Annotated in this window: 9 protein-coding genes; 7 read left to right on the forward strand and 2 right to left on the reverse strand. The window is 61.1% G+C overall.

Annotation, left to right across the window (positions count from 1 at the left end):
* Positions 1-8: 8 nt before the first annotated feature.
* Positions 9-1,853 (reverse strand): glycosyltransferase family protein, encoded by a 1,845-nt coding sequence (locus OM977_RS12580; protein ID WP_264354283.1) that lies wholly within the window; start codon positions 1,851-1,853, stop codon positions 9-11.
* Positions 1,854-2,024: 171 nt separating this feature from the next.
* Complete coding sequence (locus OM977_RS12585) at positions 2,025-4,622, reverse strand: hypothetical protein (RefSeq protein ID WP_264354284.1); 2,598 nt, start codon at positions 4,620-4,622, stop codon at positions 2,025-2,027.
* Positions 4,623-4,849: 227 nt separating this feature from the next.
* Between OM977_RS12585 and OM977_RS12590 the strand changes: the two genes are divergently transcribed.
* From OM977_RS12590 to OM977_RS12620, 7 genes are all read left to right on the forward strand, one after another.
* Positions 4,850-5,416 carry a YdcF family protein gene (locus OM977_RS12590; RefSeq protein WP_264354285.1) on the forward strand — a complete coding sequence of 189 codons (567 nt, stop codon included), beginning with the start codon at positions 4,850-4,852 and terminating at the stop codon, positions 5,414-5,416.
* A gap of 68 nt (positions 5,417-5,484) precedes the next feature.
* The gene (locus OM977_RS12595) at positions 5,485-5,766 is read left to right on the forward strand and encodes a hypothetical protein (protein ID WP_264354286.1); all 282 of its coding nucleotides are present in this window, start codon (positions 5,485-5,487) and stop codon (positions 5,764-5,766) included.
* A gap of 42 nt (positions 5,767-5,808) precedes the next feature.
* Positions 5,809-6,954, forward strand: a complete 1,146-nt coding sequence (gene wecB, locus OM977_RS12600; RefSeq protein WP_264354287.1) for a non-hydrolyzing UDP-N-acetylglucosamine 2-epimerase — start codon at positions 5,809-5,811, stop codon at positions 6,952-6,954.
* A 234-nt stretch (positions 6,955-7,188) separates the two neighbouring features.
* A complete protein-coding gene (locus OM977_RS12605) occupies positions 7,189-8,817 on the forward strand; it encodes a TIGR03767 family metallophosphoesterase (RefSeq protein ID WP_264354288.1) in 1,629 nt (542 codons plus the stop codon).
* A gap of 279 nt (positions 8,818-9,096) precedes the next feature.
* Positions 9,097-9,795 carry a phosphocholine cytidylyltransferase family protein gene (locus OM977_RS12610; protein ID WP_264354289.1) on the forward strand — a complete coding sequence of 233 codons (699 nt, stop codon included), beginning with the start codon at positions 9,097-9,099 and terminating at the stop codon, positions 9,793-9,795.
* A 155-nt stretch (positions 9,796-9,950) separates the two neighbouring features.
* Positions 9,951-13,838 carry a CDP-glycerol glycerophosphotransferase family protein gene (locus tag OM977_RS12615; RefSeq protein WP_264354290.1) on the forward strand — a complete coding sequence of 1,296 codons (3,888 nt, stop codon included), beginning with the start codon at positions 9,951-9,953 and terminating at the stop codon, positions 13,836-13,838.
* Between the two features lie 30 nt (positions 13,839-13,868).
* Entirely contained in the window at positions 13,869-14,918 is a 1,050-nt protein-coding gene (locus OM977_RS12620; protein ID WP_264354291.1) for an XcbB/CpsF family capsular polysaccharide biosynthesis protein, read from the forward strand.
* Positions 14,919-14,996 lie beyond the last annotated feature (78 nt).

The following is a 14,996-nucleotide window of genomic DNA, read 5'->3' on the forward strand; positions in this document are numbered from 1 at the left end:
GCCCCCTGTCAAAGCGTGATGTGATCACGTGGATTTCCGAAAATTTGAAGCCCGCCTGGCCGTGAGTGGCCGCCGTCCGCCGGGCCGCGGGCACTCCCGGGCCCGACGCGCACCCGGCAGTAGTTGAACCTGTCGGCGGCGTAAATGGAGCCCCTGGCAGCCGTGACGGACATGAGGAAAGCGGTGTCGTGTCCCCGGCTGCGCGCCTCGAAGGGGTGGGTCTGGAAGACCTCCCGGGGTGCCGTGATGGTTGAGCCGACCACCCGACGGCTGAACCGGTGCTCCCGGTGTGCGGCGCGGAGCACGGTGGCTCGTTTGGAAGCTAGGTGCAGGTAGTGTGACTGCTTCCCGACCACGTCCGCCCCGGAGTAGCTCAGGGCATGCAGCAAATCCACGAGGTAGTTCGGCGCGTAATAGTCGGCGTCGTCCATCGCGGCCAGCACGGCTCCGGTGGAGGCTGCAACGCACAGGTTGAGGCACTCCCCGAGCGTCAGGGCGGCCGGGGCGACGAGGCCCTTGTACTTCGCCACGCCGTGCGTGCGGGCCAGTTCAGCCAGCTGTCCTGCATCGGCGGTGAACCCGCGGGTCAACACGACGAGTTCCAGATCCACGCCGGCCTGTCCCCCGGCGGTCGCAAAAATCTGCCCCAACCGGTGCGGACGGGTGGTGCTCACCAGCGCACTGACGGAGGGGAGCTGGACCGGACGGAAGCGCTCGGGCGCGACCGCCTGCAGAACCGCTTCCGCCCGGTGCGCGTAGGTATGTGCTCCCCAGATCCGGCGCTGGCCTTTGTGCACCAGGCGTTCACTGAAGTCTGCGTTTGACGTCAGCTTCCGCAGCATGGTTTCCGCCTCAGTCTTGGCGGCGGCAACCAGAACCTCATCGTCCTCGAAGAACCGGGCAATCGCCGAACTTGGCGCCGAGACGACGGGTGTCCCCGAGGCGGTGATCTCAAATATCCGGCGGGCACACATGCTGGGCGATTCGACCACTGAGTTGACGTTCAGGAAGGCCTTGTACGCGCGGTAAGCGGTCAGCATCTGGGGGTAGCTCAGCGAGCCGACGACGTGTTCGTCAAATGGCTCCGGGAACTGGTACTTCCGGTCGCCGCCCAGCTGGCGGGAGAATATCTCCAGCTTGCCGCCGCCCGTTCCTGTTTCGGCCAGCGCCGCGCCCAGGAGCATGTCCATCTGGGCGCGTCTTTGGGGGTACTTGTGGGCAAAATACATCCCCGCGAAAGCCACGCCGCGCGAGTGCCAGCCGCGGTCTGGCCGGACGGGGTTGTGTATGGCGGGCTGCGCGGCGAAAGGAAGGGTATCAACGCTGGCATGGCCCAAATCCCTCACGTAGTCGGGGATGCGGTCCGAATCGCTCGTGAAAACGAAGTCAAACAACTTGGCTGCGGGAAGGAAATCGTCATAGTGGGGAGGATCTTCCTTGTTCCAGAAGACGGTCGGAATCCCGCGGTCGCGGCACCATGCCACGAGTCGGACAAGCTCCGCGCCCGGACCGTTGGCGCCCGTGAGCTGATACTGCCAGGATCCGGAATTTCCCTTCCACGCGGATTCCACAAACAGGAAGTCGATGCCGGTTTGGCCCAGCTGTTCACGCCAGCCCTCCTTGCGCAGTTCGAGCAGGTTCCACTCGAAAGCAAATGAGGTGCGCGTGAAGTCGTCAAGGATTACACCCACAGTCAGGTCCGCGCGGCGCGGTCCGGACCGGGCCGATTCGTAGGGCGTGAACTGCAGTTGCCGGTTCCGGCCCCGGCCCGTCCATTCGCCCTCCGCACTGCCTTTGAGGTTTTGCGGAACGAAGGAGCCCAGGACTCTTTGCATGTTGCCGATGACGCCCATCAGTACCGGCTCCTCAGCCCACCAAACGAAGAGGATACTTTTGTACCCTCACCGAAAAGTAGGGGGCTCAGGTAAAGAGAAGGGCGGTCCGGGGTGAACTAAGCGATAACAGCAGCGGCACAGCCCGCCGCTGTTCGCGGGGGGCTGTGCCGATGGAACTGCCGGCAACTATCAGTACGTGGTCCGGAGGCAGCCGAACTGGGTATTTCCTGCCGAAAGGCCCGCCACTCCCAGTCCCCATGCGCACACGGTATACGTTCCCCGTTTCACCACCGGGATGGACACCTTGTAGCCGTGGTTGCCCGGGACCTGGAAGATGCTGTTGACGTCCGCCCGGACGCGGTTGGCCACGTACGCGGTCCCCTTCGTCGTGCCGTCCGGATACGTCACGTAGAGGTGGACCGGAATGCTGGTCCCGGCCATACCCGGATCGAGGCCCCAGCCGCTGGCGATGATTGCGGATCCGGTCCCGCCAAGCTGGACCCTGGCCGAGTCGAGATAACCCACCGGCGCGGGAGTCGCAGTGACCGTCACGGTCTGGCAGCCCAGCAGGCTGTTGCCCAGCGGGAACGGACTGACCGCGAGTCCGTAGGCACAGATGCGGTAGCTGCCCGGTTTACGGACGGGAACTGCCACCCGGTATCCGTGTTTCCCGGTGCTTCCCATGACCTGGTTCACGTCGTCCCGGACCTGGTTCGCGGTGTGGGCGGAGCTCTTGGTGGTCCCGTCCGGTCCGGTGACGTAGAGGTGGACCGGAATCGACGCGGCTGGCGTGCCGGTGTCCAGCGCCCAGCCGCTGACGGTCACGGTCGCCGTCCTGGCGTCGGTCTTCGGAACGGCACTGTCCAGATAGCCCAGCGGTGCAGGCGTGGTCTGCGGCGTTACCGTCTTACAGCCCAGCAGGCTGTTTCCCTGGGTAAAGCGGCTGACCGCCAGGCCGTAGGCACAGACCTTGTACTGGCCGCCGGCTGTTACGGGGATGTCCGTGCTGAAGCCGTGACCGCCGGTTACGCCCATGACCAGGCTCACGTCCGGCCGGCTCTTGTTGGCCGTGATCGCCCGGGACGTTGTCCGGCCGGCCGGGTCTGTCACGTAGATGTGGACCGGGATGGAAGCCGTCGGCGTGCCGGGGTCGTAGCTCCAGCCGATGGCGCGGAGGACGGTGACGCCATTGGCCTTGACCAGGCTGAGCGAGTCGAGGAAGCCGGCGGGCGGTGCCGAGCCCTGGAGGGTCAGGGAACGGCAGCCCAGATCGGTTGTTTCCACGCTGCCCAGGGCGTACACACAGACCCGGTAGACGCCGGCGGCGGTCAGGTTGAAGGCGCGGGAGAAGCCGTGGTTGCCGGTGACTCCCATGACCTTGTTCACGTCCGCACGCGGCTGGTCCGCGGTCAGGGCGTAGCCGGTCCGCACGCCGGCAGGCGTGGTCACGTAAACATGGACCGGGGAGGATTCGGATGACTTGGCGCTGTCATAGGCCCAGCCGCCGACGTTGAGGACCGCCTTGTCCCCGGTGCGGGTGATGGCGACCGTCTCGGCGTAGCCGACGGCGGGAGCGCCCGGCGGGCGGATCGTCACGGTGGCGGCGGTGTTGCTGACCGAAGTGATCGAGACCTTGGTGCCGGCGTGGGTGGTGAAGGTCTGGCCGGCCTGCCACGCCTGGGTGTTGCTGTAGTAGCCGGCGAAGGGCCTGGTGTTCGGAGGCAGGAGGATGGAGGAGTTGCCGCCGCCCTGCTGGGTAATTTTCACGCCCCGGTTTCCGTTCTGGGCGATCACGCTGTCGTAGCCCACCGGTGCGCGAAGTTCAAGGTAATAGACCTCCCCGGACTTGGGGTCGGTGAATTTTGCGGCCCGGTTCGCCCCGCTGCCGGCCCAAGGCCGGAGGGTCACGTTCCGGGGCGAGGAGACCGTGCCAAGGTTGGCGATTTCGTCGCCGTTGCCGAACCGCCCCATTTCCCAGAAGCTGGCACTGATAACCGGCATGTGGTCAAAGTGGGAAATGCCCATGAGGTCCACGTTGTCGCCGTAGGGCCGGATGGTGCAGGTGGAGTCGGCGAAGCCGGCGAACGGTCCGGTTGCCACGTCCGAGACCCCGCTGCCGCACTGAAGGCTATTGGCGTGGTCCATGCCGAGCGCATGGCCGAACTCATGGGCCAGGACGGGGGTAGTCAGCCGGCTGTTTTGCGGCATCACGATCCTGCCGCCGATATTGCCGTTGCTGTAGGTCATGCCGGCGGCACCGTTGTTCAGGTACGCCCCGGGAACGAACAGCACCAGGGCGGTGTAGGGGTCCTGCTTCCAGCCGAGCTCGGCCGTCACGATGTCGGCTATGGCGCCGGGCGACTGCGTGGACCGGGCAGCGGATTTATGCAGCGTCCGGGTCTCGACCAGGGTGATGTCCACGCGGCCCGAGGTCGCACTCCGCCAGTAATTCTTGGAGGCGCCAATGGAGGCTTTGGCAGCGTCCATGGGAATGGCGGCATCGGTTGCTGCCGCTGACTTGTCAGCGAGCTGGACCGTCACCAGCGTAGTTTTCATAGTCCCGGCAAGCGGTGCGCTCACGTAGGTGTATTCGGACTTGGCCCGGGTGGCCGGAGGCTCGGGGCGGACGAAGTCGTCAACCGGCGGTGCGGGGTTCGGATCGGTGACCGACGGCACGGCCAGCGAGGCGCCGGCAGCAATCTGCGGCGCGGCAGAGGCTGCCTGCGGCAGCGCGGCTGCCAGAATCACGGCGGCTATCACAGTTGCCGCTACATTCAGTTTTCGCAAGATTGCTCGCTTAGGGGTGGGACCAAGGTTAGACCTGTGGGTGGGACTACGGGGATGCCTATAGCATAGGCGTCAAATCACATCTGTCACCCCACACACATTCGTCACTTCTTCCACAAGGGCCGCAAGCCATATTCTTTGCCAGTTTTGGCGCAGGAACGTCCCACCGTTTCGCCCGTTCCATCGGGCGTGAAAGACTCAGGCCCGTGCTTCCTTCCGTCCCCGCGGTGACTACCGCAACCCGCAGGGCACTTGCCTTCACCGCCGGGGGCTTCTTGCTGTGGCTGATTGTGGCGGTGCAACTGTTTGCGAACACCGATCCCCTCAGCGTGCACCGCACGGACGCCGTCATCATGCTCGGCGGCGCGGCCTCGGAACGATTGCCCGCGGCACAGCGGATCCAGCAGGACCTGGGCATCCCTATCCTGGTGCTGTCCCGCACCGACACTTTCGGCAACAGGGTGGCCGACGCCGCTTGCGGCTCGGCCGCATTTCCCAATCCGTCGCTGGTCTGTTTCCGGCCGCCCGATCTGGACACCCGCGGCGAAGCGCAGGCCATTTCCCGGCTCGTGGCGCTCAACGGCTGGAAGTCCGTCACCGTGGTCACCTCCAGCTACCATGTGACCCGCGCCGGCCGCCTGATAAGCCAGTGCACGACGGCGGACGTCCAGATGGTTGCCTCCCACCCGGATCTTGGTCCTGGGCAGTGGCTGCGGCGGTTTGTCATCGAAACCGGCGGGCTTATCGACGCCTCCCTTAGGCCCGAATGCGTGGATCAGCGGGCAGGAATGTAAGAATTGATGGCAGCGGGCCGAACCAGTCAGCCCGGAAACTGTTCCATTAAGGCGAGGAGGACGAGACCTTGGAGAACCCAGCCGAAGGCGCTCCCCCGCTCGTCGCCGCACCGCGGCACCTGCGCCGCCGCCGGCTGCACGGGGAAATCCCGGACGTACTCCTGGTCCCCGGCGTGGAGCCGATTCCGTTGTCCGACGAGCGCCAGGCGACTGCCAAGCGTGCCGCCGAGCTCGACGTCGACGACGAGGAAGTGGCCTACGGCCGCAAACGCCTTGCGGCCCTGCTCGCAGTCATCGTCGTGGTGGTCAGCGTTCCCGCCCTGATTATTGCCCTGCTGCTGCTGGGCTGAAGCTTCCTTACAAACCACCGCTCGCGCTTATGGGGGAAATCCATGTTCAGCATCATGCCAATCTTCGGGACCCGCCCCGAGGCCATCAAGATGGCTCCGATCGTCAGTGCCCTCCAGGAATCACCGCATTTCCGCTGCATCGTCACGGTCACAGGCCAGCACCGCGAGATGCTGGACCAGGTCAACGAGCTTTTCGGCATTGTCCCTGACCATGACCTGGCCATCCTGCAGCAGGGCCAGTCCCTGTCAGGCATCATGACGCGCACCATCGACGGCCTGGAGAAACTCTTCGCGCACACGAGGCCGGATGCCGTCGTCGTCCAGGGCGACACCACAACATCCACCGCCGCCGCCATCGCGGCCCTGTACCACGGCATTCCCGTGGTGCACGTGGAGGCCGGCCTGCGCAGCGGAGACCTGCTGTCGCCCTTCCCGGAGGAGGCCAACCGCAAGATCACCAGCCAGATCACCCGCCTGCACCTGGCTCCCACGAGCACCAGCAGGGCCAATCTCCTCGCCGAGGGCATCAACGCGGCGGACATTGTGGTGACCGGCAACACGGTGATCGACGCCCTCCTGGCCACGGTGGACAAGCAGCTCCCCTTCACGGACCCCAGGCTCGAAGAACTGGCCGCCGGCGGCCGGCGCATTCTGCTGGTCACCACGCACCGCCGCGAGAACCAGGGCGACGCGATGCGCGGCGTCGGACGGGCGCTGGCCCGGATCGCCGATGCCGAGCCAGATCTGATGATCGTCCTTCCGGTCCACAAGAACCCCGTGGTACGCGAGGCCGTGCTGCCGGCGGTAGAGGGCAAGCCCAACGTGCTGGTCACGGAACCGCTGGCCTACGGCGAGTTCACCCGCCTCCTGTCGGTGGCCCACGTGGTGTTGACTGACTCCGGTGGCGTCCAGGAGGAAGCCCCCAGCCTGGGCAAGCCGGTGCTCGTGATGCGGGAGAACACCGAACGGCCGGAAGCGGTCGACGCCGGCACGGTGCTGCTGATCGGAACGGACGAGGACCGGATCGTGAACGAGGTGACCATGCTGCTGCATGATGAAGGCCACTTTGCGGGCATGGCGAACGCCGTCAATCCCTACGGCGACGGCAAGGCGGCCGCCCGGACCGTGGCGGCGATCGAGGAACTCGTAGGGGTCGGTTCCCGGATCCGCGAGTTCGCCGGCGGATAAGCGCCAGATCCGCGCGAACAGGAAAGGCCAGATAGACAAGTGCGACGGCGGAGCAAGATGCAAGTATCACGACGGGACGCCATCCGGTGGGCATCCAGTGGCGCCATCGGGGCCACAATCCTGGGACTGACCGAATCAACGGACGTGCGGTCGGCCGAGGAGTTTCCCGCCCGACCGTCGGAGGATGGCGGCCCTGCGGGCGCAAGACTGCAGTCAGGTGCATCGCTGACCACCTTGGACGCCTCTATCATCTTCGGCCCCCGGCGCGTCCAGCGTCTGCCGTATCGGCGGCTCGCACGTGGACCTGGAATCGAGACACTGGTACGCGAAGAGCTGCATTCCCGGAGCCGCACTGTAAATAGCGAACGTACGGGTCTGTGCACGTTTGGTCACATCACCGACACTCATGTGCTCGACGCAGCCAATCCCGGGAGGCTGATCTTTCTTTGGCAGTACTCTGACTTCTCGGAAGAATTTCCCAGCTCGACTAGATTTCGGCCGCAAGACCTATTCACCGTTCACGTGTTGGATGCAACGATCCGGAAATTTAACGATGTCCGACGCGGCCCCGTTAGTCAGCGCCCCCTCGATTGCCTCGTAACCACGGGCGATCTGACCAACGCCTACGCTCTCAGTGAGCTGACGGCGGCGATGGGCGCGTTCGAGGGCACTCCGGTGACGGCGCACCCGGGCGGCGGCTACCAGGGCGTCCAGGATCACGGCCCGGCTCCCCTCGAACTGTCCAAGAGCATCTGGCATCCTGAACCGGAGAGTTCGTTGATCCCCCCGGACAACTGGAAAACCTCCCATGGGTACCCCACCGTTCCCGGACTCCTCGCCGCTGCTGTCAAGCCGGTACTGGCGGAGGGTGCAGAATTCCCCTGGTACATAGGCTTTGGTAATCACGACGAATCCGGTCGAGCTGTGTCCAATTCGCCGAAAGATAAGTTCGTGGATGCGCTCCGAATCGGCAATCGGCTGCCAATCCGGCTGCCTCGGGGCATGGACACATCGGACTTCTGGAAGAAGGTCGAGGCTTCCAGCGAGACAGACCGCCGAAGCCTCATCGATTCGATGCCGTCGCGGACGGTGAGAGCCTCCACGCTTCGTCGCCCGTTCAGTAAGGCTGAATTCGTTGATGCCTTACCGGCGAATGGAACCCCGGTTCCCTCCGATTCCGGCCGAGGCGCTAAAACGACGCCCTACTATACATTTGAGATCTCGCCGGGCGTACTCGGGATCATGCTGAACACGGCGAGCCCCGACGGGGGAATAAAAGCCGTGCTCGATGCCCCGCAGGCTGAGTGGCTGGAGGAACAGCTAGGGCGCGTGTCCCGGACCGCCTACGACGCGAAGGGAAAACCAATAAAGTCGGATGTTCAAGATCGTCTCGTGGTCCTATTCAGCCACCATCCGTTGTCCTCCTTTGACAAAGATGAGCCCTCGTCCGATGGGAGCCCACCGCCGCTGAACCGGTCAGCCGTCCTGGATCTCCTCTCTCGTTTTCCCAACGTGATCGCATGGATGAATGGCCACATACACAAGCATCGGGTTACCCCTCACGAAGGGAAACACGAAAAGGGCGGATTCTGGGAAATCACTACGGCATCACTCATCGACTATCCTCAACAGTCCAGAATTGTGGAACTCCTCGACAACGGAGACGGAACACTGTCGATAGTGGCGACCCTGATAGACCACTCATCCTCAGAAGGCGTGCGCCACGAGGGAACACAAACTCCCCAGTCGATGGCAGCCTTGAGCCTCGAACTCGCCGGCAACCGCCCGGGACTGGACCGTGATGAAAGGTTGGGACGCGACTTGGACCAGAACGTCGACTTGATCCTTCGCAAACCGTTTTGACTCTATTCCCACCACGGCATGCGAGACGGGGCTATCGTATGGGCCCGGATCCGCACCATTCCGCCCCAAGGTAAGGCATTCCCGAGCTGGCCAACGCAGACTTAACACAGTATTAACGCCCCTGACCAGCATTATTGGGCGCCTCGTTGCGCAACCGTTATGCTTGGAGGCGGGGGGAAGCACCCCGTGGCCCGAGCAATCGGTTCCGGGGTGATCTTGAGTGATGCCACGGCTCGCCGCTCCCGCCAACAGGATCGCTCGTCGAAGAGGAACAAACACATGAAAATCCAGGCCGTAATTCTTGCTGCCGGAATGGGCACGCGACTCGCGCGTCCGCACCCGAAGCCCATGACCGAACTCAGTGATGGCCGGACCATCATGCACCAGCAGGTCCAGAACCTGCAGAACAAGTTTGGCAAGAAGCTACGCCTCACCATCGCCGTTGGCTTCAAGCTCGAGATGATTCTCGAACACGTCCCCAACGCCTCCTTCGTGTACAACGAGAATTTTGACCAGACCAACACGTCCAAGAGCCTCTTGAAAGCCATCAGGAACTCCGCCAAGGGCGGCGTGCTGTGGATGAACGGCGACGTTGTATTCGACCCGGACATTCTGGAAATGCTGGCCCCGTACATCAAGCGCGATGAGTCATTCATCACCGTTGATGTCTCCTCGGTCTCCGACGAGGAAGTCAAGTACACCACCGATGCCGATGGCAAGATCCAGGAGCTCTCCAAGCGCGTCCCGGCCGATGTGGCCCAAGGCGAGGCGGTTGGCATCAACTATGTCAGCTCGAAGGACAAGAAGAAGCTCCTCAAGCGACTCATTGAAGTCGATGACCAGGACTACTTCGAGGGCGCCATCGAATTGACCATCAAGCAGGATGACGTCAAGTGGACCCCTGTGGACATCAGCGAATTCTACGCCGTCGAGGTTGATTTCCCGGACGATCTGGTCCGCGCGAACGCCAGCATCTAGTCGGTCTTCCTGCGACCGGCATAAATGCGCCCCTGCGCATTCATGCCGTACCGCTAGATCGCTGCCGTGTGGCCGGTCGGACCCGCCACACGGCAGGTCAACAATGATCAAACTACCCAGTAACTGTCATTGCTGGAACATGCTACGGAGATTGAATGAGTACCTGGGAAGCCGCATTCGCTGCCGCGCGCCATTTTGAAAGCGTTGGTGACTGGCCAGCCGCACTCGACGGGTACAGAAATCTCTATCACAACGGGCATAACGGAGATAGTGCGGTTGTGTTCCACTACGGCCTTGCGCATTTCCGACTCGGTGCATTCCAGGAAGCCCAACTGCTTCTTGAGCAGGCTCTTTCCTTGGAGCCGGAAAATGAGCAGTGGAGGGAGTGCCTCACTCTTGTGCGCGACAGCAGGGGGCCCGACGCCGACGGCGATAATCCGGATCTACTGACGTTGCTCGGCGCCGTGGCTTCTTCACAAGTTGACGCGGGAAATGCCGTGCCAGGAACACACCGCGGCAAACTGGCGCCGGAAGTCCCCGAGCAAACTCCTTCGCACACAGCGGTCATCGATCCAGCCCCGGCAGTTGACCACTCGTCCCTAGCAGCCGAACACAAACGCGCAGGGCAACGCTGGCAAGAAATTCAAGCATTGGAAGCCGGTCTCGGACTTCATGGTGCCGACGCGGCCTGGCAACTTCGGCTCGGAGAAGCATGTGAAGCCATGAACCGGTTCGAACAGGCAGCCGAGGCCTACGGGCATGCCAACCGTCTGGCTCCTGGCAAAGCCGAGATCTACTTCAAGGAGGCCTCCTGCAGACTCCAGGCCGGAGACTTGGAAACGGCGCCGGCGCTGTTCGCTAAGGCTGTCGCACTGGACAAGAAGCTCGGTGCCGCATCACTTGGGGTCGGGGTCTTTTACCAGCAGCTCGGAGATTGGCCGGGTGCTGCAACTGCTTACGTAGAAGAACTCACTATTCAGCCCCACAACGCTGCACTCGCCTACCGGGCGGCACTGGCACTTGAGAAATGCTATGAATGGGAGGCCTCCGCGGACATGTACCGCAGAGCCACCGCCATGGACCCCACCGAACTTTCGTGGCATTATCGCCGCGGTTTCGTGAATGAACGCTTAGAGCGTTGGGCTGACGCTGCCGAGGCATATGCCTTTGGTCTCGCGTCAAGTTCGAAGCCGTCCGCTTACTGGGCCTACCGGCGCGGATTCGTGCTCGAACGCCTGCATCGTTATGAGGAAGCTTGCGCGGCTCACCTGCTGGCCGCACCTGCGCTCGCTGGGAGCGGCGAAATCTCCATCGAAGCTCCAATCTCAGCGTCCGACTATGCGGAAAAGCATGTCGACGACGCACTGCAGGCTGCTTTGAGAAATCCGGCGCCGCAGGCCAGCATCGCTGTGGCGGAGAGAGCCATGTCACTTGGTCTGTTTCAGCAAGCAGCTTCCGCATATCAAGCGGCCATCGACCGCAGCAACGAAGTCCATTCGGATTGGTACTACCGGCTCGGCAATGCCCTGACGCTCGCTCATGAATTCAAGGCGGCAGCAGCAAGCTTCCGTATGAGCAGGGTATTTGATGATGCCCATGGGGTGGATACAACAGGCTACCGAAAAGACAAAGGCCTCCTCGACGTCATGTACTACACCTCTTGGCGGGAAAGTCTGCCGCTGAGAGAAAACGTCGTTCTTTATGAAAGCTTCCACGGCGATGCCATCAGCTGTAACCCCCTGGCTATCTTCGAAGAGCTTTGCCGGCGTGAGGAGTTTGATGATTATCTCCACGTTTGGGTTGCCAATGACAAGACCTTTGTCCCGCATACCGTCAAAACGCACCCCAACGTCGCCATCATCCGGCGCAATAGTGCTGGGTACCGACGCCATCTGGCCACAGCGAAATACCTGATTAACAACGTCACGTTCCCGGCATACTTCGCCGCCCGGCCCGGCCAGCACTATCTGAACACTTGGCACGGGACTCCCCTGAAAACCCTCGGCAAAGACATCGGGACCGGCTTCCTGGAGCACAAGAACGTGGCGCGTAACTTCCTGCATGCGACTCACGTGCTGGCGGCGAACCAATTCACTGCAGACGTCTTGACGCGCCGCTACGACGTGGACACGTTGATGTCGGGGAGCGTTGCGATCACGGGCTACCCCCGAGTCGACCGTACTCTCAATGCCTCAGAGCAAACTCGCACCAGCGTGAAGCGGGCCCTGGGAATCGATGAGTCCGACGCGCGCCCTGTCGTCCTGTACGCCCCCACTTGGCGGGGAGGGCTGAGTACCAGTCATTTCGATACGGAACAACTTACATCGGACTTGGCAAGACTGGCAGCACTGAACTGCAATGTGATCTTCCGCGCTCACCACAGAACGCAGGAGCTGCTGGCGGGAGCGAATTTGAGTGTGACTATCGCTCCGGATTCCATAGAGACAAACGAACTCCTCGCAGTCGTCGACGTCCTCATCACCGACTACTCAAGTATCGTCTTCGACTTCCTTCCTACAGGCAAACCCGTCACGATGTACACGTACGATCTTGATGAGTATCAGAGCGAACGTGGTCTTTACATCGATCCCAGCACAATGGGCATACCCACGGCCAACACAATCGACGATCTTGTCTCGACAGTTGCCCAGCAGATACTTGATGGCGACCGAGTCAAGCTGCACGCGGACCTGGTCGCGGAATATTGTCCTCGCGAAGACGGCCGGGCATCCGCACGAGCCGTGGACTTCTTTTTCTTCGGCGATGATTCGCATCAGCTATCGAAGGGGGCCCCGGCCAAAGAATCCCTTCTTTTCCATCACAGCTTCATTCCGAACGGTATTACTTCGTCACTTCTCAACCTTCTGAACCACATCGACCCAGAGAAATATGATGTGACCGTAGTGGTACCGGTTGATGACACGGCTGCCCATCCGGAACGGGTCGAAAAGTTCGAGGAGCTCCCCTCCCATGTGAGAGTGATCGGCAGGGTGGGACGGCAGCTGTTCACGCCGGAAGAAAAATGGATTGTAGATCGACTGAATAAGCATCGAGTGCTGACTAATGAAGCGCAGATGGAAATATATCGCCGAACGTTCGACCGAGAATTCACTCGCATTTTTGGTGCCCATAAGTTTACGTCCGCCATAGAATTCGAGGGCTACTCCACCTTCTGGACAGCACTAATGGCGGCCGCTCCTAAACCTTCGCGTCGCATCGCGTATCTGCACAACGACATGCGAAGTGAATGGTTGGGAAGATTCCCGCATTTAGAAGCAATTTTCCGTCTTTATCCTTCCTACGATGCGCTCGTTTCAGTATCTGAAGTCATAAGCGACGAAAATCGCGAGCATTTGGGGTCCCTGCTGTCTCTGGCAGACCACAAATTCGTTCACGCCGTGAACCAGATCAATCCCACAAAAACCCTCGAATTGTCCGACGGTGACCTGGACGAAGACCTTCTGGATTGGTTCTCACCGCACTTCAAGACTTTTATTACGATGGGCAGGATGTCCCCGGAAAAGGATCATGAAAAGCTGATCCGCGCGTTCCACGAGTTTCGAAAGATTAGTCCTACAAGTCGCTTGGTGATTCTCGGGGACGGACCACTCCGCCTGACGCTCGACCGGCTGATAGCTGACCTCGAACTGACTGACAGCGTTTTTCTCGCCGGCCTGCGAAGCAATCCCTTCCCTGCCCTCGCTCGCGCGGACTGTTTCGTGCTGTCTTCCAATCATGAAGGACAGCCGATGGTGCTCCTGGAAGCCCTGACGCTCAAAAAGCCCATAATCTCCACAGAGATCATCGGCGCCAAGTACGTCCTTCAAGACGGATATGGCCTTCTCGTTGAGAATTCACTGGATGGCCTGCTTCAGGGCCTGAACACTTACATCAACGGCGGCGTCCCACAACGAGTCTTTAATATCTCCAACTACCAGCAGAAGGCGCACGGGCAGTTTCTGGAAGCTTCGCTGCCGGTCGGCGAAGACCTAATCCGGTCGGCGTCTGCTAGCGTTCCTTGTGCCGCGGCGTCTTCCTCGTGACGGCCGGACTATCTAGAAAATGGAAATTTCATGAGTGATGCCGTCATAAAGATCTCCTACGATACCCCATGGGAAGTCGTTGTCAATCAATTGACTGACGATACAAAATTTGTGCATGTGTCATTAGCCGAAAATCAGGCCGAAGACACCAACCTTATTCGTTTAGCCCGAAAGATTCCGGTAGCGAAATCTACCCTGGTCGGTCTTACGAAGCATGGATTTCATTCTTACCTGACGAAGGAAAATGCAACCCGCCTAGTAAAGTACGACGTTGTTCGGGACCTGTGGTCAAAGGTTAAGGACGGCGAATACAGCATCACTGACGACGGAGTCGTCTACACCTACACACCGCCAGCTTCGGGTGTAAATCCCAAGCGCCTCTTTGTCGTCTTTTCCGCGATACATGAGGACATGTATACAACAAGCCTCATGCGTCACTTCATGCAGAACTTTCCCTCAGTGCAGAAGTATCTGCCGAGTGACACGGCCGTGCTTCGAATCGCAGACCTGGGCGGGGTTGCAGGCGCCTTCTACCTGAACACGTCTTATCTGCAGGACAACGTTTCTGCAATCCAGCGACTCTTGGCTTCCGTGGCCAAAAAGCACCAAATAGGCCACGATTCGGTCGTTTTGTATGGCGTATCCAAGGGTGGCACCGGCGCTCTTTATCACGCCATCAAGGGTGGCTATCGCTGCGTCGCGGTGGATCCGGTTGTTTCTGACGCGTACTACGAGGAACGCCACCGCGATTCGCATTTCACGACAGGCGGCATCTTTCCTGCTTCGAAACAACAAGCTTTCCGAGAGCTGACCCACGCCGTCGTTGAAGGCTGCACGGCTATTCCCGGCGCCTACAGCCGCTGGTCCGTCATATGTTCCGATTTTTCTCCGCAGTTCGTATACATATCGGACATTCTGATAGGTCCGCTCCTGGACCGGATTTCATTTTTCAATTCTCGAAATAATCAGATTAAGGATCATCCGGATGTGGGACCACGAACGGTCAACACTGCAACAATGCTCATGAACATGCACTTGTACGGTGTCCCTATCCGATCAGGGATGACACGGATCGACTGATTGCGTGCCGCCGAGAGCGGTCCGATCTGACGGTAAGTCAGCAGCGCCTCGGAAGGGGCGCTGCTGCACTGCCCCGGG

This window comes from Pseudarthrobacter sp. MM222 (genome assembly GCF_947090775.1).
In the GTDB taxonomy this organism is placed as follows: domain Bacteria; phylum Actinomycetota; class Actinomycetes; order Actinomycetales; family Micrococcaceae; genus Arthrobacter.